This is a genomic window from Methylophaga nitratireducenticrescens, assembly GCF_000260985.4.
Lineage (GTDB): Bacteria > Pseudomonadota > Gammaproteobacteria > Nitrosococcales > Methylophagaceae > Methylophaga > Methylophaga nitratireducenticrescens.
Genome location: NC_017857.3, coordinates 216444 through 240118 on the forward strand (window position 1 = coordinate 216444; position 23675 = coordinate 240118).

The 23675-nt window shown below is 45.0% G+C and carries 24 protein-coding genes; 6 read left to right on the top strand and 18 right to left on the bottom strand.

The window, feature by feature from the left end:
* Nucleotides 1-180: 180 nt before the first annotated feature.
* The 3 genes from Q7A_RS00955 to Q7A_RS00965 are packed head-to-tail and all read right to left on the bottom strand — an operon-like array spanning nucleotide 181 to nucleotide 2873.
* Entirely contained in the window at nucleotides 181-636 is a 456-nt protein-coding gene (locus Q7A_RS00955) for a tellurite resistance TerB family protein (RefSeq protein WP_014705441.1), read from the bottom strand.
* 52 nt (nucleotides 637-688) lie between these two features.
* A complete protein-coding gene (locus Q7A_RS00960) occupies nucleotides 689-1819 on the bottom strand; it encodes a GNAT family N-acetyltransferase/peptidase C39 family protein (RefSeq protein ID WP_014705442.1) in 1131 nt (376 codons plus the stop codon).
* Nucleotides 1803-2873, bottom strand: coding sequence for a DUF2817 domain-containing protein (locus tag Q7A_RS00965; RefSeq protein WP_014705443.1), 1071 nt, complete (start codon nucleotides 2871-2873; stop codon nucleotides 1803-1805). Before Q7A_RS00965 ends, Q7A_RS00960 begins: the two co-directional genes overlap by 17 nt.
* A gap of 167 nt (nucleotides 2874-3040) precedes the next feature.
* On the opposite strand from Q7A_RS00965, the gene Q7A_RS00970 reads away from it, so the two are divergent.
* Complete coding sequence (locus Q7A_RS00970) at nucleotides 3041-4525, top strand: RimK family alpha-L-glutamate ligase (protein ID WP_014705445.1); 1485 nt, start codon at nucleotides 3041-3043, stop codon at nucleotides 4523-4525.
* 77 nt (nucleotides 4526-4602) lie between these two features.
* Here the strand turns inward: Q7A_RS00970 and Q7A_RS00975 are convergent, their stop codons facing one another.
* Nucleotides 4603-6660: a TonB-dependent receptor gene (locus Q7A_RS00975; protein ID WP_014705446.1), complete on the bottom strand. Its 2058-nt coding sequence runs from the start codon at nucleotides 6658-6660 to the stop codon at nucleotides 4603-4605.
* Between the two features lie 152 nt (nucleotides 6661-6812).
* On the opposite strand from Q7A_RS00975, the gene Q7A_RS00980 reads away from it, so the two are divergent.
* On the top strand, nucleotides 6813-7706 hold the full coding sequence (locus Q7A_RS00980; RefSeq protein ID WP_014705447.1) for a DnaJ C-terminal domain-containing protein: 894 nt from the start codon (nucleotides 6813-6815) through the stop codon (nucleotides 7704-7706).
* A gap of 21 nt (nucleotides 7707-7727) precedes the next feature.
* Complete coding sequence (locus Q7A_RS00985; RefSeq protein ID WP_014705448.1) at nucleotides 7728-9113, top strand: DegQ family serine endoprotease; 1386 nt, start codon at nucleotides 7728-7730, stop codon at nucleotides 9111-9113.
* A 111-nt stretch (nucleotides 9114-9224) separates the two neighbouring features.
* Here the strand turns inward: Q7A_RS00985 and Q7A_RS00990 are convergent, their stop codons facing one another.
* Nucleotides 9225-9701, bottom strand: coding sequence for a nuclear transport factor 2 family protein (locus Q7A_RS00990; RefSeq protein WP_014705449.1), 477 nt, complete (start codon nucleotides 9699-9701; stop codon nucleotides 9225-9227).
* Nucleotides 9702-9802: 101 nt separating this feature from the next.
* Between Q7A_RS00990 and Q7A_RS00995 the strand changes: the two genes are divergently transcribed.
* From Q7A_RS00995 to bfr, 3 genes are all read left to right on the top strand, one after another.
* Nucleotides 9803-10378: a TetR/AcrR family transcriptional regulator gene (locus Q7A_RS00995; protein WP_014705450.1), complete on the top strand. Its 576-nt coding sequence runs from the start codon at nucleotides 9803-9805 to the stop codon at nucleotides 10376-10378.
* Between the two features lie 153 nt (nucleotides 10379-10531).
* On the top strand, nucleotides 10532-10903 hold the full coding sequence (locus tag Q7A_RS01000) for a hypothetical protein (protein ID WP_041354184.1): 372 nt from the start codon (nucleotides 10532-10534) through the stop codon (nucleotides 10901-10903).
* A gap of 277 nt (nucleotides 10904-11180) precedes the next feature.
* On the top strand, nucleotides 11181-11660 hold the full coding sequence (bfr, locus tag Q7A_RS01005) for a bacterioferritin (protein ID WP_014705452.1): 480 nt from the start codon (nucleotides 11181-11183) through the stop codon (nucleotides 11658-11660).
* Between the two features lie 707 nt (nucleotides 11661-12367).
* Here the strand turns inward: bfr and Q7A_RS01010 are convergent.
* The 13 genes from Q7A_RS01010 to Q7A_RS01070 form a co-directional block, all read right to left on the bottom strand.
* Complete coding sequence (locus Q7A_RS01010; protein WP_014705453.1) at nucleotides 12368-13282, bottom strand: type II toxin-antitoxin system PemK/MazF family toxin; 915 nt, start codon at nucleotides 13280-13282, stop codon at nucleotides 12368-12370.
* A gap of 33 nt (nucleotides 13283-13315) precedes the next feature.
* Complete coding sequence (gene glmU, locus Q7A_RS01015; protein ID WP_014705454.1) at nucleotides 13316-14683, bottom strand: bifunctional UDP-N-acetylglucosamine diphosphorylase/glucosamine-1-phosphate N-acetyltransferase GlmU; 1368 nt, start codon at nucleotides 14681-14683, stop codon at nucleotides 13316-13318.
* Nucleotides 14684-14778: 95 nt separating this feature from the next.
* Nucleotides 14779-15201, bottom strand: coding sequence for a F0F1 ATP synthase subunit epsilon (locus Q7A_RS01020; protein ID WP_014705455.1), 423 nt, complete (start codon nucleotides 15199-15201; stop codon nucleotides 14779-14781).
* Nucleotides 15202-15219: 18 nt separating this feature from the next.
* Nucleotides 15220-16596 carry a F0F1 ATP synthase subunit beta gene (atpD, locus tag Q7A_RS01025; protein WP_014705456.1) on the bottom strand — a complete coding sequence of 459 codons (1377 nt, stop codon included), beginning with the start codon at nucleotides 16594-16596 and terminating at the stop codon, nucleotides 15220-15222.
* A 50-nt stretch (nucleotides 16597-16646) separates the two neighbouring features.
* Nucleotides 16647-17513 carry a F0F1 ATP synthase subunit gamma gene (gene atpG / locus Q7A_RS01030; RefSeq protein ID WP_041354186.1) on the bottom strand — a complete coding sequence of 289 codons (867 nt, stop codon included), beginning with the start codon at nucleotides 17511-17513 and terminating at the stop codon, nucleotides 16647-16649.
* Between the two features lie 14 nt (nucleotides 17514-17527).
* The gene (atpA, locus tag Q7A_RS01035) at nucleotides 17528-19069 is read right to left on the bottom strand and encodes a F0F1 ATP synthase subunit alpha (RefSeq protein WP_014705458.1); all 1542 of its coding nucleotides are present in this window, start codon (nucleotides 19067-19069) and stop codon (nucleotides 17528-17530) included.
* A gap of 24 nt (nucleotides 19070-19093) precedes the next feature.
* Nucleotides 19094-19624, bottom strand: a complete 531-nt coding sequence (locus Q7A_RS01040; protein ID WP_014705459.1) for a F0F1 ATP synthase subunit delta — start codon at nucleotides 19622-19624, stop codon at nucleotides 19094-19096.
* A gap of 12 nt (nucleotides 19625-19636) precedes the next feature.
* Nucleotides 19637-20107, bottom strand: a complete 471-nt coding sequence (locus tag Q7A_RS01045; RefSeq protein ID WP_014705460.1) for a F0F1 ATP synthase subunit B — start codon at nucleotides 20105-20107, stop codon at nucleotides 19637-19639.
* Between the two features lie 45 nt (nucleotides 20108-20152).
* Nucleotides 20153-20386, bottom strand: coding sequence for a F0F1 ATP synthase subunit C (gene atpE, locus Q7A_RS01050; protein WP_007144166.1), 234 nt, complete (start codon nucleotides 20384-20386; stop codon nucleotides 20153-20155).
* A gap of 57 nt (nucleotides 20387-20443) precedes the next feature.
* Nucleotides 20444-21343, bottom strand: a complete 900-nt coding sequence (atpB, locus tag Q7A_RS01055; RefSeq protein ID WP_014705461.1) for a F0F1 ATP synthase subunit A — start codon at nucleotides 21341-21343, stop codon at nucleotides 20444-20446.
* Nucleotides 21344-21350: 7 nt separating this feature from the next.
* On the bottom strand, nucleotides 21351-21725 hold the full coding sequence (locus Q7A_RS01060) for an ATP synthase subunit I (protein WP_041354190.1): 375 nt from the start codon (nucleotides 21723-21725) through the stop codon (nucleotides 21351-21353).
* Between the two features lie 287 nt (nucleotides 21726-22012).
* Nucleotides 22013-22876: a ParB/RepB/Spo0J family partition protein gene (locus tag Q7A_RS01065; RefSeq protein ID WP_014705463.1), complete on the bottom strand. Its 864-nt coding sequence runs from the start codon at nucleotides 22874-22876 to the stop codon at nucleotides 22013-22015.
* Nucleotides 22877-22892: 16 nt separating this feature from the next.
* Nucleotides 22893-23675, bottom strand: a complete 783-nt coding sequence (locus Q7A_RS01070; protein WP_014705464.1) for a ParA family protein — start codon at nucleotides 23673-23675, stop codon at nucleotides 22893-22895.

A 23675-nucleotide genomic window follows, 5' to 3' on the forward strand; every position in this document is an offset into this window, starting at 1 on the left:
TAGTATGAACACAACTTTATTCTCAAACAGCGTTGTAAGACACTGCGCAAAACGAAACAATTTCGATACATCTTTTCTGTTTAGTGGAGAATGAGACGCATTAATATTGTTTTGCTTTAACAGACAATGACACCGATTTAAAAAAGCCTCAACTAAACACTTAATTTAAGAATTTACGACTCATGAATGCCCGGTTGCCGCTAGCTTAGCGGCAATATAGTCACGGTGTTCGACGTATAACAAGTTACTGATACGGCGAATAACATGCTGCTCTATTTGATGGATTTCCTGATCAGCATTGGCTAATTGCCAGAGGATATGGATCAATTCAATTTTCTTTTTCTGGCTGTAACGACGATTGATTTCCGAGGTAAAGGCAAAATAATCTGTAGCAGATTTGTGTGCGTGTTCAGCTTCAGTGAGCAGACTTTCTGCCACATCTTTATCAAGTGAAAAACGTTTCTGCAAAATGGATAGCAACGTGTCCCGCTCTTCATCTTTAAAATGATAATCAGCAGCAATGACTTCTATCATTAACGCAGCGGCTGCAAGCTTCACGGATAAATGTGCAGCATCACCGGAATCGTTATCGTCAAGCAATTCTCGCTGTAAAAGTTGTTTGAGTTTATCGAGCATAGGTTTCTCCTGTACTGAAGTGACAGATTAATCACGCAGCAGTTCTTAAGGATTATTTTGTCGAGTGTAAAATCACAGCCGCCTGATAACGGGGTTTTCCATAACCTAACATGCGATTGAACTCTTTATGAGTCACCGGAACGTAGAAGCTGTCGGTGAGGGTTTTGTCATCATCCCAATCAATATCCGGATCATGAAAATAGACAAAGGTATCTGAAATCGATACCAGCACCACCCAATGCGGTGATTTGTTCTGATTGAGCCGGTATGAGCTAATTAACACTACTGCCAGTGCACCCTGGTTCAGATAGTCACGCAGTAAATTCACATCGATTTGCCGCATCTGCTGCTCGACTTCCGAGGTTTCCAGCTGTCGCATAAAGTCCTGATGCACACATTCCATCACCGCTTTTTTATCTTCACTACGTACACCGTTCACAAACGGCACATCATTACTATTGGTGATTAAGGTAGTGTTGAAATAACGTCGCCATGCCGCCAGAGCCAGACCCTGCGCGCTACAGCCACCGTGTCCGGAAGTCATAAATATGGTGGTAGCTTCACGCCATAACTGTAATTCCAGCCCCCGATCCAGATGCATGACCGGTTGCAGCGTTTTCATTGCCATCATCAAACTGGCTGGGCCACAGGTAAAATCGGTGCTTTGTGAATAATGAAATACCTGCTGATGCAGTTCTTCCGGTTGCGGTTGCAACACCTTCATCATACGTAGGGCGTTGGCATGATCCTCGTAGTAGTCAGTGACGATTTCGAACTGGTGATAGCCTAGACTTTCATAAAGTTTTATCGCACCAGCATTATCGGGCCGTACTTCCAGTCGAATAAAACTGCGGCCTGCTGTCAATGCCGCCTGCTCGGCTTCACGCATCAAAGCCCGGGCAATTTTCTGATTACGATATTCAGGTAATACCGCCAGCGAATAGATGCGTCCCAGCGAAGTGCCCCGGGCATATAGCAACAGCACATAGCCCATCAATTTTTGTTGCTGCTCGGCGACCAGTAATAACGCGTTGGCCTTGTTGATCATCCATTTAAAACTGCGGCGGGAGAGGTGATCGCTGTCAAAACAGATATTTTCGATAGCCAGCAGCGCATCTACATCGGCCAACGTGGCTGCACGAAAGGTTATTGGATCAACCTGTTGATTAACTGCCTGTTGCATTAGTGGTCAAACCCTCCAGGGCCATTTCGATGACCTGGCGCCCGCGGAACAATACCAGCTCTTGCCATTGAGTTTCATCAGGACAGAAAAAATCCTGCATTGCGTGTTTAATATCCAGCGTTTTCTGGTCGGACCAATCGATTTTGCCGGATTGTTGTAACTGTTGATCTGCAAACAGCACTTTAAGCATTTGTTGATTGCTAAAAGTACCGAATTCCAATGTCAGAAAACACACGTTACTCCCTTGCTGATGCCAGAAATAATCGTGCAAACCGTACTTAACACCAGAAGTAGACGTACCCAGCGCCGGTTCGGTCACTGTCGGGCCAAATAATTGCCGCGCTTTTTTTTGACCGGCAGTTTCAGGAAGATGATCACAGATTAATTCGCCATATCCATAAGGTCCGAGTCCACTATGAATATCTATAACAATAACGTTATCGCGTTTTTCTGGTTTCAGTTGTGCGACCAGCTCTTCAATGGTTTGACGTGACCAGCTGGCTTGTTCACCACCAAAATAAAGCGCATCGGCTTTGCTGTATTGGCCCTGGCTGAGCTTATCAAACTGCTCTCGCTGCTCCCCAATCATATCCACTGCGTCCTTTTGCTTACTGAGCTTTTCCCATATCGCTATCGCATCAGCAGAGTCTGGAAGCTTAGCCGTAAAATCAACAAAGTTACGGTTGATATCGATGCCTTCATGGTCATTTCGGCTGGCACAGGCAAATCCCCAGGGATTTAACGCATGCACCATAACAACACACACATCGGCGGGTAACCGTCGGTGACGTCCCACAAAATCAGATTGAATTGCTGAGCCTACTCCCCCCTCAACACCATGAACGCCAGAAACCAGTACCAGAATATTTTTTGCCTTGGGGCTGCCAGCCCAGGCAATATCACAAAACAAACGTTCGTTTTTTGGCCCGCGAAGCGGGTGAATAATATTGTTGACCCGTTCTACAATGGAGCTTGTTTCCACTGCTGATATGAACTTGTCACGTGCACCAGCATAGCGCTGAGAAAACACACTCAGAACGGCTTCTGCATACATGGCAACAACTCTCCTGTAGATGAAAATTCGGCGAAGAATAGGCGACTTTTATGATTTTGACCAGATAATCAGCATAGTGGCAAAAATATTTATCTCAACCATGACACAATCACTTTATGATGCACAAATCGTCTGACTAATCTGATTCGGAGCAACGCTAAAGTCATATGACTAACCATTTGATAATTCTTGAAAATATCGAAGACTGGGCACCTTACTTCCCCAGCGCGCAGGTCATCGCAGTGGATGATTATCTGCAAACCCCTTCCCCCAGTGCGAGTGAGCGTGCGCAAATTATTAACCTCTGTCACGGTCTTGAATATTTAAGCCCCGGCTATTACTGCTCCATGGTCGCTGAAGCACGAGGCCATCGGGTGATGCCGAGTTTGCGCACCATTAATGACTTATCCCGTAAAAGTCTTTATGCCTACGATTTATCGGATTTCGGAACCCAGCTGGATAAAGTCATTGCGGCCAGTGATAAACAATCTGAAACCAGTTTCAAGCTGAAAGTCTTTTTTGGGCAATGTGAATTTAAAGGCCTGCAGAAGCTGGCAAGACAGATTTTTGAACAGTATCCCTGCCCAATCATCGAAATCGAGTTCAGCCATAAAGGTCACTGGTTAATCTCTGCTATCAAGGCTGCTCCGCTTAATCAGCTCAGCGACAGTGAGCAGGACAACTTCGCCAATGCTTTGGATGCATTCAGTCATAAGTTATGGCGCAAACCTTCTAAGCGTCGCCAATACCGATATGACATGGCCATTCTGCATAACCCTGATGAAAAAATGCCACCCAGTGATGCCACCGCATTAAAACGCTTTATCGCCAGTGGTAAACGTATCGGTATTGATGTCGAACTGATCACGCCGCGAGACTATATCCGTATTGCTGAATATGACGCTTTATTTATCCGTGAAACCACGGCGATACATAATCACACCTATAAATTTGCCCGCCGCGCTGAAAGCGAAGGTTTGGTCGTTATTGATGATCCGACTTCAATCATTCGCTGCACCAACAAGATCTATCTGAAAGAACTCTTGGAAAAGCATAATTTGCCGATGCCGGAATCACATTTGCTCTATCGCAATGATAAAACCGGTCTGGAAAAAATCTGTGCTGAAGCGACTTTCCCTTTGGTAATGAAGATTCCTGATGGCGCTTTTTCCAAAGGGGTTATCAAGGTCAACAATGCCGAAGAACTGCGTAGCAATGCAGCAGAGTTTTTCCAGCAATCGGCGATAATCCTGTTGCAGGAATTTATGTTTACCGATTATGACTGGCGTATTGGCGTGTTTAATAACAAACCAATTTATGCCTGCCAGTATTTTATGAGTAAAGGTCATTGGCAGATTTATAACCACAACACCAAAAAAGGCACGGACTCAGGTAAATCAGCAGCGGTGCCGATTTCTGAAGTTCCGGAAAAAGTACTGAAAATCGCTGTAAAATCGGCTAAATTGGTTGGAGATGGTCTTTATGGCATCGATATCAAACAAAGTGGTAGCCGGGTGGTGTTAATTGAAATCAACGATAACCCCAGTATCGACAGCGGCGTGGAAGATGCTTATCTAGGACCTGCTTTATACGACGATATAATGCGTGAATTTTTGCGAAGACTGGAAGCTCGCAAATCCCATCGTCAATAAAAGCCTTATTGATTAATATAAAAAAAGCGGTGGCTAAAAATTCAACCACCGCTTTTTTGGTTTGGCTTATCGTTATCTTAGAAAGAGTAACTTGCTCCGACATGCAGATAACGTTTTTCACCGACAAAATAGCGATAATCGCCACCACCACCGCCACCAAAATCAGCGCGTTCAGCGTATTCCGTGTTAAACAGGTTGTGTACTTTTCCGTAAAGCGTCAGGTTATTGGTGACATCATGGGACGCCCGTAAGTTAAACACATCGTGGCCGTCGTACTTCTTGTCATTGCCATCAGTGATGTAATATTCACTCATATGCACCCACTCTAGTTCAGCACGAGTGTCTGGGGTTACATTCCAACCCAGTCGAATATTCCCCATTCTTTTAGGCGCAGTCACTAAATAGTCGCCTTTCTCGATATTGACTTCATTACCCGGCTTATTAAAGTCATATTCATGCTTGGCGAATGTGGCATTGACACCAATATCGAACAATTCGTTGAAAGGGTAAAATACGCCAAGCTCTAGGCCTGTATGGTTTGTTTTACCATTGGGAACATTTTCGTTGTTTGTGTCAGTAAAGAAATAGTCATCTTTCTTCATATGATATGCAGCTATCTCATACTGCAAGCCCTCACCCACCTTACGAACCCCGATCTCAATGCTATCAATAGACTCTGAATCAGCTTCACCGGTACGCGAAGGCCCAATCTGAGCACGGTACAAATCGGTAGTCTGTGGTGCGCGGTTACCACGGGCATAATTAATAAATGCTGCTGTATCATCAGACAACTCTTGCACCAAGCCAAGTTTAGGACTTAGGTTACTAAAGGTGTCTTTGCCGCTGTCAGGTCTCAAGTATCGATCACCATACGTCCGTGAATTCGCGTTATTTGTGTAATCGTATTTGGTGTATTCGTATCGGACGCCAGCAGTTACACGGGTTTTGTCCAATACCTGCCATTCGCTATGAATATAGGGTGCCAGCACGGTTGCATCCACCTCATAATCATAATGAACACCCGGGAGGAAATTATTGCTCCCAAATGGGTTTGGATTGAACTGTACTTCTGATAACTCGCCTTCCGTATATTCAAAATCAGTCCCAAAAATAACTTTGTGACCACCATCCAGATCCTTGGTATAAGCAGCTAAAAGTCCCACACTACTGTGCTTGTTATTCTCAACCGGTTGCCCAGGCAGAAAATGCATTAAAAATTCCATTTCGGTATGACGCAGGTAAGGCGTCAATCTAAAAGTGGAGGTATCTGTTAACTGACGCTCCCACTCGGTGGATAAACGAGTCGCTTTAGCATCACGATAGGCTTCTGGATTGGGATTGGTACGCGAGCGACTTTCATCTTCATAAGCCTTAAACCCAGTGATATAGCCAGCGGTTTCCTGATTAAGATTGGTATGACTGAATAAGGTTTTAAAGCTGTCGATATCGCCATAATAATCATGACGGAAGCTGACTTTTTGCTGATCGTAGCCCGAGTCACTGACATACCCGCCGTCAGTTGTTCCATTTACGCTTAGGCGGTAACCATGTTGTCCAATGGTATCGCTCACTGTACCTTTCATTTGATATAAATCGTGTGGCCCAATGGAAAGATCAATTTCTCGCTCAAGATCCAGAGAGGGGGCGCGACTCAATACATTGATTAAGCCGTGGACGGCATTAGAACCATACAAAGCACTGCCCGGACCACGCACTATTTCAATTCCACCAGCCTGTTCATAGTTAACTTCAAACAGACCATTTACGTTAGCAAAGCCCGCTGCGCGTAATGGAATACCATCTTCCAGAAACAGAAATGACCCGGCACCAGCACCACCGGTTAACACTGGCGAACGAATAGACGTCAGATGCTCCTGACCATTACCGCGCTGAATATTGACACCACTGACACGATTGACGATTTCGGTGATGTGATCCGGGCGCACCAGATCGATTTCTTCTTCTGAAATTCTGCCGGTATTACCCGCTAAATCCAATATTGGTGTTCCCGAGCGGGTGCCGGTAACAACCAGCTCGTCCAGAGAGAAATCCTCTTCTTCCTGTGCATGAGCTGGTAAGGCTATATTTAAACTGGCCAAGGCCATTAGAATGGGCAATTTGCGTAAGGTTGGCATAAGCTATGATTCCTAAACGGTATGTTGTAAAAAGTTAACGCATTTTCTCATGTTGTCTTTTTACAACACATCAGAAAAATCCTTAATTGACGTTGAAAAACGTCCTATCATCCCCATCTAATGACCCAGATCAATTTTTTTCGAATGAGCCCATGGAATACAAAGACTATTACAAAATCCTTGGCGTAAGCCGGACAGCAACACCAGAGGAGATAAAAAAAGCCTATCGCACACTGGCGAGGAAATATCACCCTGATGTCAGCAAAGAGGTGAATGCCGAAGAAAAGTTCAAAGAAGTCGGTGAGGCTTATGAGGTGCTGCGCGATACAGAAAAGCGGGCTCAATATGACCAGTTTGGTGGACAGTTCCGTCATGGTCAATCGTTTTCTCCACCTCCAGGCTGGGAAGAAAATGTCGGTGGCTTTGGTCAGGGCAATTTCAGCAGCTTTTTCGAAAACATGTTTGGTGGCATGGGCGGAATGGGCGGCGGTCAACAGGATAACTTTTTCGCCCGAGGCGAGGATGTAAACGCCAAAATTACTATTTCACTCGAAGATGCGTTTAACGGTGCGAATAAGTCCATTCGTCGTCCTGCCGGTGCCACGCAAACAGGTACCGTTAACGTCAAGATCCCTGCCGGCATCGAACCGGGTAAAAAAATCCGTTTAAGCGGACAAGGTAAAGCTGGAATGAGTGGTAAACCGGGAGACTTATATCTGGAAATACAGATTGCCCCACATTCGCTTTATCGGTTGGAAGGTAAGGATGTCTACCTGGATTTGCCAATTGCGCCATGGGAGGCAGCATTAGGTGCCAAAATTACCGCGCCAACTTTAGCTGGAAAAATCAGTCTGAATATCCCGGCGGGTACTCGAAGTGGTCAAAAAATGCGTTTGAAAGGTCGAGGGCTTCCTGCTAAAACGCCTGGTGATCAATTTGTTGTTTTACAGATAATGACACCTCCGGCCACAACTGCCGAGGCGAAAAAGTTTTATCAGCAAATGGCTGAAAAACTTCCGTTTAATCCAAGAGAGAACATTGAATAAGCATTTTGAGGTAGAGACAAAATGATGAAAAAACTGAAATCTGCTGTTGTCTGGTTGGCCGGTGTAACCCTTTTGACACAGGTGGCCGTCGCTGCCCTGCCATTTCCCTGGCTGGATGATGATAATCAAATGCCCACACTGGCACCGATGCTGGATCAGTCCAAACCTGCCGTGGTGAATATTGCCACACGTAGTGAAGTCAGAATTCAGGATAATCCATTATTAAATGATCCATTTTTCCGACGTTTTTTTAATTTACCTCAACAACAGCAACCCCGTACGCGTCAGGCCCAAAGCCTGGGGAGTGGGGTTATTGTTAATGCTAAAGAAGGTCTGGTATTAACCAATAATCATGTGATTCAGCGTGCCGATGAAATTACCGTTTCCCTGCATGATGGCCGTACGTTTCAGGCTGAAGTAGTCGGCAGCGATCCTGCGACTGACGTCGCCGTGATTCGCATTCCACCCGAAAAACTTATCGCTCTGCCACTGGCGGATTCCGACAGACTGCGAGTAGGTGACTTTGTGGTCGCTATTGGTAATCCGTTCGGCCTTGGACAGACGGTGACATCCGGTATTGTCAGTGCTTTGGGTCGGAGCGGTCTGGGACTTGAAGGTTACGAAAATTTTATTCAAACCGACGCCTCCATCAATCCAGGTAACTCCGGTGGTGCATTAGTTAATCTGCGAGGTGAATTAGTGGGTATTAACACCGCTATTTTTTCACCGAATCAATCCGGTAATGTAGGGATTGGCTTTGCTATTCCGAGTAATCTTGTCAAACAGATTACTGATCAGTTACTGGAATATGGGGAAGTTCGTCGTGCTTATCTGGGTGTGCAGATGCAAGACATTACCCCAGAACTCGCTCAGGCATTTGGTATTGAAGACAACCGTGGCGGCGCCGTAGTAACCAATGTTATTAAAGATTCTGCTGCTGAAAAAGCCGGTTTAAAAGTGGGAGATGTAGTGACCGCTGTCGATGGCGTTTCTCTGTTAAACGCTGACAACCTTCGTAATACCATCGGTTTATTAATGGTGGGGCAAACTATCAAACTGGACATCATTCGTGATGGTAAGGGAAAGACCCTGACGGCAAAAGTCACTGAGGTCCAATCCAATAAAACTCAAACTGGCGATGTGCATCCGAAACTGCGTGGCGCCACCTTCGGTGATATAGAAGAAAGCTCACCTGCTTACGGCAGAGTGCAGGGTGTTATGCTGTACTCGATTGAACGTGGCAGCCCGGCCTGGGTCGCAGGTTTACGCAGTTATGATATTGTCACCTCGGTCAATCGCCAACCGGTAGCCAATCTTGAACAGTTCAAACAACTGGTTTCTAATCAACCGGAGTTATTACTGAATATTGTCCGGGATAATCAGGCCATGTTCTTGTTGTTACGATAAACTAAAAGGTGTGGAGCAAGCCCCTCTGCTCCACACCTTTTATGTTGTCCTATGCATGATAATTCTTTATAGAAATGGTTACTCGCTGATTAGCAAAAGACTATTCAACCTTTACAATCCCATCTCACTAAGGCTGGGATAATCATCTGGGCGTCGGCCCTGTGGCCAAATCAGTTTGCGTTCTTCTTCACTTATAGACAGATCGTTAATGCTGGCATAACGGGTTTTCATCAACCCATTTTCATCAAATTCCCAATTTTCATTGCCGTAGGATCGAAACCACTGCCCTTTTTCATCATGCCATTCATAGGCAAAGCGGACGGCGATACGATTTTCGGTATAAGCCCAAAGCTCTTTTACCAATCGATACTCTATTTCGCGTTGCCATTTTTTCTGTAAAAAAGATTTGATCTGTTCACGTCCAACAGGAAATTCTGAACGATTTCGCCACTGACTGTCGACGGTATAAGCTAAAGCAACTTTTTCCGGATCACGACTATTCCAGCCATCTTCAGCCATCCGAACTTTTTGTTTTGCTGTCTCGAGTGTAAACGGTGGAAATGGAGGTTTTTGTTCAATTTGTTGCATTGTTTCACTCCTAACTTGAGGTATACCGGTTTGTCTACTTCAATAATAGACAGATCGGTATACCTCTGTCAAACTTGGTGGAGTTTTTATGGGTATTCACTATGGATAAACGTCGGCAATTAATACACACCGCATTTAATCTGTTTTATCAAAATGGTATTCATGCTGTCGGGATTAATCAGATTCTGCAAACAGCCGGTATTGCGAAAAAAACTCTCTATCATCACTTTGCCAGTAAAGAAGAATTAATACAGGCAGTAGTCGAATATCGTGATGAAAATTTCTACAACTGGTTAGCATCGCGGCTTGAACAGGTAAAACCAGGCTATGATGGGCTTAATGAATTATTTGATGCTGTTGATGACTGGATGCATAACCGTGTTGATGTACTAACAGACTTCCATGGCTGTTTTTTCATTAACACGTGTGCGGAATACAACGACACAAATCATCCTGTATATCTGCAATGCCAAGAGCACAAAACCAGAGTTAACAGCTTAATTAAAAGACAGATTCGTGCCCTGGGAATTAGCGAGTCAGCCATTCAATATGTCACCGAATCAATTAGCCTGTTAAAAGAAGGGGCTATTGTAATGGCCCATGTCCAGGGTGATTTAACCGCAGCACAAAAGGCTAAAGCGATGACCTGGATTGTATTGGCAGCCTATATAAGTTGAATAGCGGGTTATAATAGAAAAAAGCCCCTTAATCATCATAAGCTCTGTTCTTTGCTTAATATTTACCTACATTTACATAGCTTGAGCCAGACTTACTAAGAAAAGACCTAATCTGATTATCTGTGAAGAGGCTCTTAAAGTGAGGTAAGCATAATGTCTAATTCAAAAATTACCAGAACATCCATTCTGCTGATGTTTTCATTATTCATCATCGGTTTTTCAGTAAATCAGGCCAGAGCCGATGTCAGAATAAATATCGGGCTTGGGCATCCAACTGGCTATGTGGATCATCATCACAGTTATATCGTGCAGCAACATGCTTCGCGATACAGCTATAGCAGACACTACCATCATCAACCCAAAAAGCATTTCTCAAAACATAGAAAGCATTATATTCAACAGAAAAAATATTATTCAAACCATAAACATCATCCGGAGAAAACTTACCGTGGGAAGGATAAACATCGAGATCATTATCGCTATGAATGTCGAAAAAATCACCGGGATTACAGGTATCGTAATTAACGCTTCTCTCTGGCTCACCCAGCCAAACTTTTCATCATCAAAAGCTTTGTTGGCGCGTTTACAAAAAAATGTTTCATATCGACGACACTGGAAGCATTTAGTAGTTTGATAAATAAGGCTCTTTAACGACACAACACTACTACAACATCAAACACACATCTTTCATGATGATTACAGAACAATAAAGACCGTGACAAGCAACAGCTTATGATGCAAGCTTATTCCTACTAATGTTACATGCTTTGAATTGAAAACAAGGAACAAAAGGTAAACGCATATGAAAGGCAGCCAAAAAGTCATTGACTTGCTTAATAAACTTCTTGCTGGTGAGTTGACCGCAATGGATCAATATTTTATCCATTCCAGAATGTACGAAGACTGGGGTCTTATAAGACTTTATAACCGAATTTCGCATGAGATGCAGGATGAAACCGATCATGCCGATCAAATGATCAAGCGCATTCTGTTTCTGGAAGGCATGCCTGACCTGACACATCGCGAACCGCTACGTGTAGGTCACACCGTACCGGAAATGCTGCAAAATGATCTGGATCTGGAATACGCTGTGGTCAAGAACCTTCGAGAAGGCATCGCTTTATGTGAAGCAGAAGACGATTATGAAACTCGGCAAATGTTGCTTAAACAATTGGAAGATACCGAGTTAGATCACACCCACTGGCTGGAGCAACAACTTGGCCTGATCGATAAAATGGGTTTAAGAAATTATCAACAAGCCATGACTCTGGCTGAAGCTTAGATTTCATTGATGACCGAATGGTAGGTTGGGCTGATTACAATGAAGCCCAACAAATCACGTGTAAACTTTGAAAAGATGTTGGGCTTCGCAACCTCAGCGCCAACCTACAGAAAGCTTTGATAACGCCCTTATGCGAAGCCGAGCATCGCAGAGCTGGTCGGATCAGCATGAAGGTTGTCTGAGCGCAGCGAGTTTACCTTCATGCCCGACCAGATCGAGAAGCACAGGGAACCCGCAGGGCGAGCATGGGCTGCCCTTTTGTTTGGTTCGTTTATTTTGGGCAAACACAAATTCGTCGGGACCAAATTTGGACGCGGTAAACGCCCGAAGGGTGAGTAGCATGGATGCTACGAATCAAATTAAATGAACTCAGGCTTTAGTCCGAAACTGCTTAGTTGGTAGTCACAATATAAGCTATGGGGTGATCTGGGTGTAACCCATGTAGGTGAATTAATCTGTTACCGGTGTATCTGGGTTGAAATATTGAATTTAACGTTGGGTTTCGTACCTCAACCCAAACTACTACCGTTCTGCCTTTATTTCAGACAAAAAAAGCTGGAATTAACCAGCTTTTTTTATTTTGCAATTGTATCAACAGCATCCACATAAACTAAACAGCTTATGCTTTTGCCTGTCGCCAAGGTCGAGTGATACGCCCCTCCAAGGCCTGTAAGATCATACTAAGGTAATAATATTTGCACGTCAACTCAATTTTGATAATAACTAAGTATTTCTTCAAGAGAATTACCTGCGCCTAAATCATTACCAAATTTTAGGATAAACTCTTTTAAATCATCAAGTTCTTTTTGTAATGCGGTTTTCTCTTCCATTATAGCGTTACGAGACTTAAATATTGTTTGCTTTTCTTGCCGTAAGCTTTCGTTCTGACGTTCCATATCATCAAGCTTAAATATTATATCTTTATTGTACTGTTCGGCTAATGCCTTTTTTAAATTGGCTTTATCTTCACCTGTGAGTCTAAAAATATTGTAGATGTGTTCAAATTTAAAATTTTCATTTCTAGGTGGAAACACTCTTCTTGCGGATACAGTTTGAATCATTTCCAAAAGTGCAAAAGATTGTTTCTCCCTATAACGAGGAGCTAGTCTAGTAAAAGATTTAGAAGTAATCGGGATACATTTAGGATCATGCTCCAACCCCTCTTTTGTTGACAAGGGTAACACCTGAACACAATCCCCTCTGACACTTAAAACAATACATGGACGACGCTTATGCATTTCACCCGAAAGTAGTCCTGTATGTGCTCTGTCATTTCTCCTTATAGTACCATCTGTGTTCCAGAGATCATTATAAAAGCCAAAATCTACTTCAATTACATTAAAAGGCTTGAGGTAATATTCAATTTTCTTATTTTGACTCTCAGCAAAGTTTACAACCGAACTCGTAGGATCTGATGCTGATAAAAATATGATCGCTGATGAGTCCTCAATTTTTAAATCCTCTATCAACCAATTTTTAACCGTTGGTTTCGATGCGAAGATATGCTTAAGAAACATATCATGGGTATTTTGACGAAAACTTGGGATTAATGTTTCAACAAATTCTGAATGTTTGATTCGGCCAAGCTCATTGTTTTCAGCATCAGTAAAAATTACTTCCATTTATCATTATCCAATATTCTATTTTTATTTATTTTAGCTATTTTTTTTTACCGGCCTCTGCCACCCCTTAACCGTCTTCTGCTCCGACTTAGTTAACGTCAACGCATCACCAGGAACTGTTTTCCGAATAGTAGAACCGGCCCCAATCGTAGCCCCATCCTCAACCGTAACCGGCGCAACCAACTGCGTATCTGAACCAACAAACACCCGATCACCAATCACCGTACGATGTTTATTAGCCCCATCATAATTACAGGTAATAGTACCTGCACCAATATTTACATCAGCGCCCATATCAGTATCGCCGATATAGCTGAGATGATTGATCTTGGAGCCCAGTCCAATATTGGCATTTTTGACTTCTACAAAGTTACCAACTTTAGCCTTGGCTGCAAGCTTGGTGCCTGGACGTAGTCTGGCAAAAGGACCTACTGAGCAGTTAGTACCCACTTCAGCATTTTCGATAATGCTGTTGGGCAGGATTTCTGCACCTTCGTGGATGATGCTATTGATAAGAATACAGTTGGCACCAATGCTGACATTGTCGGCAATAGTATTATTACCTTCGAAGATGACGTTGATATCGATGGTGATATCTTGCCCGGCTTTTATATCACCGCGTATATCCACTCGAGCCGGATCACGGAAGGTGACACCTGACATCATTAAGTCTGTTGCTTTAAGTTGCTGATAGTAGCTTTCTACCTCAGCCAGTTGCACCCGATTATTGATACCGGCCACTTCCATTTCATCTTCACAGGTGACTGAGTTGATTTCGATGCCTTGATTGACGGCTTTAGCAATCAGGTCGGTCAGGTAATATTCGCCCTGGGCATTGTTGTTATCGAGCTGGGACAAAGCTTCTGTGAGCCATTTAGCCGGGATACACATAATGCCGGTATTGATTTCATTGATCAGTTTGGTTTCTTCATCAGCATCTTTTTCTTCGGTGATGCACAGCATATTGTCATCATAGTCACGCACAATACGGCCATAGCCGGTGGGATCTTCCAGTATCGCTGTCAGCACTTTCAGACTGTCTTTATCACCTGATTCAATCAAATCCTGCAGCGTATCCATTGTGATTAACGGCACATCACCGTATAACACCAATACCTGTTCACTGTTAGCAAAACTGGCTTTGGCCTGCTCTACTGCATGGCCGGTGCCTTTCTGTTCATGCTGCATCACAACTTCGATTTGCTGCTGTTGCAGGTACGGCACGACTTCGTCTGCGCCATTACCACAGACTACGGCTAACTGGCCTGGAGAAAGCTGTTTAGCGATATCAATAACGTGTTGTAACATCGGTTTGCCCGCCAGGGTGTGCATCACCTTGGGTTTCGCTGACTTCATGCGGGTGCCTTTACCGGCAGCGAGAATAATAATAGCCAGAGACATAAAAGATTCCTTGTATCAGCTCTGTAGTTTAGCAAAGACCTGCAAACAAAAAAGGCCGTCCGAAGACAGCCTTTTCTGGGTCATCACTTTCGTGATTAATGCTTACGTGTTTTACGTGCTCTTTCAATGGCGCGTAACTGTGCCATTGCTTCTGCCAGTTGAACCTGTGCTTCAGCAAAGTCCAGTTTGGCAGATTTATCACTAAGCGCTTTTTCCGCAGATACTTTGGCTTCCAAAGCAGCAGCTTCATTAACGTCATCAGCGCGTAATGCGGTATCGGCCAGAATAGTGACGATGTGCGGCTGAACTTCTAAAATGCCACCGGAAATATAAAACTGCTCTTCCTTACCATCTTTCAGTAAACGAACTTCACCGGCTTTTAAACGTGTCAGCAATGGAGCGTGACGTGGGTAAATACCCACCTCACCCTCTTGTGCCGAGGCAATTACCGCTTCTACCAATCCAGAATAAATGGATTCTTCAGCACTTACGATGTCAACATGAATTGTCATAGCCATCAGCTACCTCCCAAGAGATTAGTACTTTTTGGCTTTCTCAATCGCTTCATCAATGGTGCCAACCATGTAGAACGCTTGTTCTGGCAGTGAATCATATTCACCATCCAGAATGCCACGGAAACCAGCCAGAGTATCTTTCAGTGAAACGTATTTACCAGGTGCACCGGTGAATACTTCAGCAACGAAGAATGGCTGTGACATGAAACGCTGAATTTTACGAGCACGTGATACAGACAGTTTGTCTTCTTCAGACAATTCATCCATACCCAGGATCGCGATAATATCTTTCAGTTCTTTATAACGTTGCAACGTGTTTTGAACACCACGGGCAATATCATAATGCTCGTTACCAACAACCAACGGATCCAGCTGACGTGATGTTGAATCCAGCGGGTCAATCGCAGGGTAAATACCCAGTTCTGCAATTGAACGTGACAATACAACCGTCGCATCCAAGTGAGCGAAGGTGGTTGCAGGAGATGGATCGGTCAAGTCATCCGCAGGTACATATACCGCTTGGATAGACGTGATAGAACCGGTTTTGGTTGAGGTAATACGTTCTTGCAGTACACCCATTTCTTCGGCCAGTGTTGGCTGATAACCTACCGCTGAAGGCATACGACCTAACAGGGCAGATACTTCGGTACCGGCCAATGTGTAACGGTAGATGTTATCAACGAAGAACAATACGTCACGACCTTCATCACGGAAGAATTCCGCCATGGTCAGACCAGTTAACGCAACACGCAGACGGTTACCTGGTGGCTCATTCATCTGACCGTAAACCAAAGATACTTTATCGATAACGTTGGAGTCAGTCATTTCGTGATAGAAATCGTTACCTTCACGAGTACGCTCACCAACACCAGCGAATACTGAGAAACCACTGTGCTCGATAGCGATGTTACGGATAAGCTCCATCATGTTGACGGTTTTACCTACACCGGCACCACCGAACAGACCGACTTTACCACCCTTAGCGAATGGGCAAACCAGGTCGATAACTTTAATACCGGTTTCCAGCAATTCGTTACTGGCAGACAGTTCATCAAATGCAGGTGCTTTGCGGTGGATACCCCAACGCTCTTCTTCACCGATGTCGCCTTTCTCGTCGATTGGGTTACCCAATACGTCCATGATACGGCCCAGTGTTTTCTGACCGACAGGAACACTGATTGCTTTGCCAGTATTGCTTACTGCCAGGCTGCGTTTCAGACCATCAGTAGTACCCATTGCAATGGTCCGGACTACGCCGTCGCCAAGCTGTTGCTGTACTTCAAGGGTTAAACCAGCCTCTTCAACCATCAAGGCATCATAGATATTTGGCAGACTGTCGCGGGGAAATTCCACGTCAACGACCGCACCGATAATTTGTACAATCTTTCCAGAGCTCATCTTGCTTCCTCTTTCAAATAAGTTCGGGCTGCTCAGCCCTTTTAATTCAGTTAGACCGCAGCGGCACCCGCAACAATCTCAGAGATTTCCTGTGTAATCGCAGCCTGGCGAGCTTTGTTGTAAACCAGTTGCAGGTCATCAATAAGATCGCCGGCATTGTCAGACGCATTTTTCATCGCAATCATGCGTGATGCTTGTTCAGAAGCAATGTTTTCAACAACGCCTTGATAAACCACTGACTCGATGTAACGGACCAGCAAATCATCCAAAACTTCTTTCGCATCCGGCTCGTAAATATAATCCCAGTGATGAGACATTTCCTCGCTTGGCGCTCCAGGAGTGGCAGGTAACAGACGAATAAATGTGTCTTCCTGCGTCATGGTGTTCACAAACTGGTTATAAACAAGGTACAGACTATCAATATGACCTGATTCGTAAGCATCCAACATAACCTTGATGCTACCAATCAATTCATGAGCACGTGGCGCATCACCCAATTGGGTAACCTGTGCAACCATGTTCACTGGCAAGCGGCTGAAGAATGTTGAGGCTTTTTGACCAATTGCACAGATATCAACCTGCAGGCCTTTATCTGACTTGGATTTGATTTCGTGCAGCACTTCTTTGAACAGGTTATTGTTCAAGCCACCACATAAACCACGATCCGAAGAAACCACGATATAACCTACACGTTGTTTCTCTTCACGGTCTTGCAAATAAGGATGTCTGTATTCCGGGTTGGCAAAAGCCAAATGCTGAATGACATTTAAGATCTTGTCAGCATAAGGACGTGTTGCCGCCATGCGTTCCTGAGCCTTACGCATTTTACTGGCAGCCACCATTTCCATCGCAGAAGTGATCTTCTGCGTGCTCTTGATGCTTGCTATCTGCGTACGTATCTCTTTACCGCTAGCCATGAATTATGCCTCGCTTACCAGCTACCGTTGGCTTTGAATTTTTCAATCGCGCTGCGCATTTGGCCAGCGATATTGTCATCAAAATTACCAGTAGTGTTGATTGTGTCCATCAGCTCAGCATGCTGTGAACGCATGGTTGACAGCAGTGACGCTTCAAATGAACCGACTTTACTGACGTCAACATCATCCAGGAAGCCTTCGTTGGCCGAGAACAATGAAATCGCCATTTCAGCAATCGATAATGGTTGATATTGTTTCTGTTTCATCAACTCGGTAACACGTTGACCACGGCTGATTTGTGCACGGGTTGCTTCATCAAGGTCAGAAGCAAACTGAGCAAACGCTGCCAGTTCACGGTACTGAGCCAAGTCAAGACGAACACCACCACCCAGTTTCTTGATGATCTTGGTTTGAGCGGCACCACCAACACGTGATACCGACAGACCCGCGTTAATCGCAGGACGGATACCGGCGTTGAACAAGTCAGTTTCCAGGAAGATCTGACCATCTGTAATCGAAATGACGTTGGTGGGTACGAAAGCAGAAACGTCACCCGCCTGGGTTTCGATGATAGGCAACGCAGTCAATGAACCGGTTTTACCTTTCACTTCACCGTTAGTGAGTTTTTCTACGTAATCTTCGTTTACACGTGCTGCACGTTCCAGCAAGCGTGAGTGAAGATAGAAAACGTCACCAGGATAAGCTTCACGACCTGGTGGACGACGTAATAACAAGGATACCTGACGGTAAGCCCATGCTTGTTTGGTTAAGTCATCATAGATGATCAGCGCATCTTCACCTTTGTCTCGGAAGTATTCGCCCATTGAGCAACCCGCGTAAGGTGCAATAAATTGCAAAGCAGCTGAATCAGAAGCAGATGCCGCAACGATGATGGTGTGACCCAGTGCATCGTGCTCTTCCAGTTTACGAACCACGTTAGCAATAGAAGACGCTTTTTGACCAATCGCTACATAGATACATTTAACGCCTGTACCTTTCTGATTGATAATGGCATCAACCGCGATAGCTGTTTTACCCGTTTGACGGTCACCGATAATCAACTCACGCTGACCACGACCGACTGGAATCATCGCATCGATTGATTTCAGACCAGTTTGTAATGGTTGGTCAACTGACTTACGAGCGATAACGCCTGGCGCTACTTTCTCAATTGGAGAAGAGCCGCTGGCTTGAATGTCGCCTTTGCCGTCGATTGGTTTACCCAGTGAGTCAACAACACGTCCTAACAGGCCTTCACCTACTGGAACTTCCAGAATACGACCAGTACATTTGACTTTGTCGCCTTCAGAAATATGTTGGTAAGCCCCCAGAATAACGGCACCGACTGAGTCACGCTCCAGGTTAAGAGCCATACCGAAAGTGTTGCCTGGAAACTCAAGCATTTCCCCGGACATGACATCGGCAAGACCATGAATACGCACAATACCATCGGTTACACCGACTACGGTGCCTTCTGTTCGTGCTTCAGTAGCCCCGTCAAAGCTTTCAATTCGCTTTTTAATCAGGTCACTGATTTCTGCTGAATTCAGTTGCATCTCTGTTTCCTCTTTACGGGCCGCTTAGCTTATCGCGCTGGCCAGTCTGTTCAATTTACCTACGGCAGATCCATCAATTACCAGATCACCTGCCCGAATGATTGCGCCACCCAGCAGACTCTCGTCTACACTTTCGCTGAGGGTAATTTCTTTACCCAGGCGTTTTTTCAGTGCGGCTGCAATCTTGCTTTTTTGTTCATCTGACAACGGCCGTGCAGTTATTACATCAGCTGTCAGCATTTGTTCCGCATCGGCGCGTAACTCTTCATAAAGCTCTGCGATTTCCGGTAACAATAGCAGTCGATTATTTTCTGCCAGAAGCAGCAGAAAACTACGAGCATCTGTACTAAGTTCACCAGTAATATCAGCAAGCAGATTGACTGCCTGTTCATCACTGACCGCAGGACTCACCAAAATGGATTCGACCTCGGGAGTAGCAGCGCATTGCGCCAGTACCGTGAGCAGTTCAGACCATGCCTGCATGTCGCCTTTTTCTTGTGCAATCGCAAATACGGCTGATGCGTAGGGGCGAGCGATGGTTATTGATTCTGCCATCCTATGATTCCTCTAGATTTGGCTGACCAACTCATCGAGCAGGTCGGTGTGGGCTTTGTCATCAATCTCACGACTAAGGATTTTGCCAGCACCTGCCAGTGCAACTGACGCAACTTGTGCTCTCAGTTCATCACGGGCTCGGTTTGCTTCCTGCTCAATTTCTGCACGGGCAGATGTGAGAATACGCTCACCTTCAGTACGCGCAGTGCCTTTGGCTTCGTCGACAATTTCGTTTCCGCGGCGTTGAGCCTGAGAAACAATTTCGCTTGCCTGATCTTTTGCTTCATGAATTACCTGTTGGGCACGTTTTTCTGCCAACTCTTGTTCATGACGGCCACGTTCTGCCGCAGCCAGACCATCAGCGATTTTCTTTTTGCGTTCTTCCAACGCCTGCATGATAGGCGGCCAGACGTACTTCATGCAGAATGCGACGAAAATCGCAAAGGCAATTAGCTGGCCTATCAAGGTTGCATTGATATTCATGCCTGTACCTCTTGTTTATCGCTATTGGGAGTTGAGTTAATGATCTTAACCAGCTACCGCGAACAGTACATACATTGCCAAACCAACAGCGATCATTGGTACCGCGTCAACCAGACCCGCGACCAGGAAGAACTGTGTACGCAACATTGGTACTAATTCAGGTTGGCGAGCTGCAGCTTCCAGGAAGCGACCACCCAACAGACCTACACCAATGGCAGCACCCAGAGCACCCAGACCAATCATCAGTGCACCAGCAATATAAACTAAACCCATATCCATTTTTCTCTCCTACAAACGTCTAAAGACTAAAAAAATAAAGTTACAACCCAATCAAACTCAATGATGTTCCTGATGTGCCATATCCATATATACCGTGGTCAGCACCATAAAGATAAATGCCTGCAAGGTAATAATAAGAATGTGGAAAATCGCCCAGCCAACCTGTAACAGGCCAGCAAAAGAACCTAGAACCAGACCGGCACCGTACATGGTGGCGATCAGAATGAACACCATCTCACCTGCATACATGTTGCCGAACAACCGTAATGCCAGTGAAAATGGTTTTGCAATCAAAGTGACAGTTTCGAGCACAAAGTTGATAGGTAGTGCCCATTTACCAAACGGCTGCAAGGTCAACTCGCCAATGAAACCACCGACGCCTTTGACTTTGAAGCTGTAATACAGCATGAGTAAGAAAACAAATAATGCCATGCCGAGAGTGGCATTTGGATCGGTAGTTGGGACGATTTTGAAGAAGACATCGTGAGGATCAACACCGAAAATTGCTGATGCGCCGTGTGCTACGGCTAAAGGAATAAGATCGACTGGAATTAAATCCATCAGGTTCATCAGGAAAATCCAGACGAAGATGGTTAATGCCATCGGGGCAACCAGAGTATTTTTGCCACCGCTGAAGGAGCCACGAACTGAATCATCAATAAATTCAATGATCCATTCTGCGAAATTCTGTGTATTGGTTGGGACACCTGCGGAGATTTTCTTGGCAACGCTGCGGAAGAACCACATCATCAAACCGCCAAGTAGAATCGACATAAACATGGTGTCGACATTGATAGACCAAAAACCCATTTGCGCTGCTTCACCGGAAGACATTGCAAAACCATAATCATCTGTTGGAACCCAAACGCCTGGCTCTGTCTCTTCATGTTTCTGTCCAAAGGTCAGATTCTGCAGGTGATGCTTGATGTATCCTGAAGTTGTTAATTCTTCCGCCATGTTTGTCTCAAGCCTGTTTCATATTTCCAAACAATAAAACCACTTGTATCGCGACGAAGCCGAGCAGGAGCGGTAACGCGGAAAATTCAAACACCGCGAAGCCAACCACAAACATGGCCAGGGTAAACACCCATCGTTCTGCAATACACCTGTATACGCCACCGAGATTCTTTGCCGGATTGGCACCAGCCTTAACGACTGTTCTCAGTAAATGCCATTTCAGCAACAGCGTGTTGACCACGCTGATCATGCCCCCAAAGCATACGGCTATGGCGACATCCTTGCCTTGTAACCATAAGACACAAGCCACAATTATAAACAGCACTATAACCTGTGTTATTAGTAGCTGATTTACCGGCCTGACTCTGGCTAGTTGCTCCATTTGTATCCGCTGGATCTTTAGTTTTGCCTTAAGCAAATCAGGGAATTATATAGACCTACCCTTTGCACGGTCAACGACTATATCGCTTAATTTATTTTTACGGCAAAAAAGTGGGCTGCTTTAAGCTTCAGGGGAAACAGTATTTTTTTGTGGTAAATAAATTCATCCCTGAAACGGTGTTTCGTTGGTTAGCATTTTCAGTCTTTTTACACTTGCGGTTACATTACCGGCCTAATTTGACGTTATCAAAACTATACGTTCAAATCTACCTGCACTCTTGGCAAAACTTAAACTCCAATCTGCTTAATCAGTCGCTTCAACTCATCAACATTGGAATAATCGAATACCAGTTTCCCTTTACCGTTGGGCCGATGCTTGATACTGAAACCTTTCCCCAGCTTGTCCGTAATGCGCTGCTCGATTCGCTCGATTTCTTCCAGTGAGGGTTGTGGGACTTCCTGTTTCTCTGCAGAGGAAGGCTTTAACAGTCGACGAATGAGTTGTTCTGTTTCGCGCACTGACAGGCATTTCTCGACAATCTGTAAAGCTGCCTCGGACTGGCTTTCGCCTTCTAAAGCCAACAGCGTTCTTGCATGGCCCATTTCCAGATCACAGTTCTCCAGTAATTTCTTAACATCATCATTAAGATTTCGCAGCCGCAGTAAATTACTGATGGTCGCACGTGACTTACCCACTGCCTCAGCGGTTTGCTGGTGAGTTAATTCAAATTCTTCGCGCAGCCGATGCAAAGCATTGGCCTCTTCCATCGGGTTCAGATTTTCACGCTGGATATTTTCAATCAAAGCCATCGCAATGGCATTGCGATCCGAAACATTCTTGATTAATACCGGAACACTTTCCAGCCCAGCCAGCTTGGAAGCCCGCCAGCGGCGTTCTCCTGCAATGATTTCGTAATGTCCGCCGTCTATTGGCCTGACAACAATGGGTTGTACCAAGCCTTGAGAGCGGATGGAGTCAGCAAGTTCTTCCAGAGATTCCTGAGACATATCCATACGCGGCTGGTATTTGCCGGGCCGAATCATGTCCAGCGGGAAATGTTGCAAGCTGTCATTCAGGCTGTTTTCATCCTGATTAACATCACCTAACAGCGCATCAAGTCCTCTGCCTAATCCTCTTTTTTTACTTACCATGCTGGAAATACCTGTGTTAGCTTGCCGCTGTTGCTTTTTTATCACGTCGCATCAATTCACTTGCCAGCGCCATATAGGCAATTGAGCCACGCGAAGCCCGGTCATAATTTAACACAGGCAGACCATGACTGGGCGCTTCAGCCAAACGAACATTCCGCGGGATGATTGAATGAAAGACTTTGCCCTGGAAATGACTTATCAGCTGGCGTGATACCTGATTGGCAAGATTATTCCGTGCATCAAACATGGTTCGCACCATGCCAGTCACTTCTAAAGCGGGATTGGCTCGCTGTTTAACCCGTTCAATGGTGCGCAGCAGTGAAGTCAGTCCTTCAAGGGCATAATATTCACACTGAATCGGGATCAATACACCTTTGGAAGCCACCAGGGCATTCACCGTAAGCATACTCAGGGAGGGAGGACAGTCGATCAGGATAAAGTCGTATTTTTCTTTGCTGGATTCCAACGCCAGTCGCAGGCGATGTTCACGTAATTTGATTTCCAACAGCTGGACTTCGGCGGCAGTCAGATCGGTATTGGTTGGCATTACATCAAAGCCCAATCCTTCCGGACGAATGATGGCATCACTGGCTTTGGCTTCCGCCATAATGACGTCATAACTGCTGGTTTCGATGGCGTCTTTATCAATGCCGCAACCGGTAGTGGCATTACCCTGCGGATCCAAATCAATCATCAACACTTTCTTGCCTGAATCGGCAAGTGACGCTGCCAGATTTACCGTGGTAGTCGTTTTACCGACACCGCCTTTCTGGTTAGTAACCGCAAATATATTTCCCAC

Bases quoted from the DNA above. Each gene is read 5' to 3' on its own strand.
- Q7A_RS00955 (WP_014705441.1), bottom strand. From the start codon at position 636: ATGCTCGATAAACTCAAACAACTTTTACAGCGAGAATTGCTTGACGAT.
- Q7A_RS00960 (WP_014705442.1), bottom strand. From the start codon at position 1,819: ATGCAACAGGCAGTTAATCAACAGGTTGATCCAATAACCTTTCGTGCA.
- Q7A_RS00965 (WP_014705443.1), bottom strand. From the start codon at position 2,873: ATGTATGCAGAAGCCGTTCTGAGTGTGTTTTCTCAGCGCTATGCTGGT.
- Q7A_RS00970 (WP_014705445.1), top strand. From the start codon at position 3,041: ATGACTAACCATTTGATAATTCTTGAAAATATCGAAGACTGGGCACCT.
- Q7A_RS00975 (WP_014705446.1), bottom strand. From the start codon at position 6,660: ATGCCAACCTTACGCAAATTGCCCATTCTAATGGCCTTGGCCAGTTTA.
- Q7A_RS00980 (WP_014705447.1), top strand. From the start codon at position 6,813: ATGGAATACAAAGACTATTACAAAATCCTTGGCGTAAGCCGGACAGCA.
- Q7A_RS00985 (WP_014705448.1), top strand. From the start codon at position 7,728: ATGATGAAAAAACTGAAATCTGCTGTTGTCTGGTTGGCCGGTGTAACC.
- Q7A_RS00990 (WP_014705449.1), bottom strand. From the start codon at position 9,701: ATGCAACAAATTGAACAAAAACCTCCATTTCCACCGTTTACACTCGAG.
- Q7A_RS00995 (WP_014705450.1), top strand. From the start codon at position 9,803: ATGGATAAACGTCGGCAATTAATACACACCGCATTTAATCTGTTTTAT.
- Q7A_RS01000 (WP_041354184.1), top strand. From the start codon at position 10,532: ATGTCTAATTCAAAAATTACCAGAACATCCATTCTGCTGATGTTTTCA.
- bfr (WP_014705452.1), top strand. From the start codon at position 11,181: ATGAAAGGCAGCCAAAAAGTCATTGACTTGCTTAATAAACTTCTTGCT.
- Q7A_RS01010 (WP_014705453.1), bottom strand. From the start codon at position 13,282: ATGGAAGTAATTTTTACTGATGCTGAAAACAATGAGCTTGGCCGAATC.
- glmU (WP_014705454.1), bottom strand. From the start codon at position 14,683: ATGTCTCTGGCTATTATTATTCTCGCTGCCGGTAAAGGCACCCGCATG.
- Q7A_RS01020 (WP_014705455.1), bottom strand. From the start codon at position 15,201: ATGGCTATGACAATTCATGTTGACATCGTAAGTGCTGAAGAATCCATT.
- atpD (WP_014705456.1), bottom strand. From the start codon at position 16,596: ATGAGCTCTGGAAAGATTGTACAAATTATCGGTGCGGTCGTTGACGTG.
- atpG (WP_041354186.1), bottom strand. From the start codon at position 17,513: ATGGCTAGCGGTAAAGAGATACGTACGCAGATAGCAAGCATCAAGAGC.
- atpA (WP_014705458.1), bottom strand. From the start codon at position 19,069: ATGCAACTGAATTCAGCAGAAATCAGTGACCTGATTAAAAAGCGAATT.
- Q7A_RS01040 (WP_014705459.1), bottom strand. From the start codon at position 19,624: ATGGCAGAATCAATAACCATCGCTCGCCCCTACGCATCAGCCGTATTT.
- Q7A_RS01045 (WP_014705460.1), bottom strand. From the start codon at position 20,107: ATGAATATCAATGCAACCTTGATAGGCCAGCTAATTGCCTTTGCGATT.
- atpE (WP_007144166.1), bottom strand. From the start codon at position 20,386: ATGGATATGGGTTTAGTTTATATTGCTGGTGCACTGATGATTGGTCTG.
- atpB (WP_014705461.1), bottom strand. From the start codon at position 21,343: ATGGCGGAAGAATTAACAACTTCAGGATACATCAAGCATCACCTGCAG.
- Q7A_RS01060 (WP_041354190.1), bottom strand. From the start codon at position 21,725: ATGGAGCAACTAGCCAGAGTCAGGCCGGTAAATCAGCTACTAATAACA.
- Q7A_RS01065 (WP_014705463.1), bottom strand. From the start codon at position 22,876: ATGGTAAGTAAAAAAAGAGGATTAGGCAGAGGACTTGATGCGCTGTTA.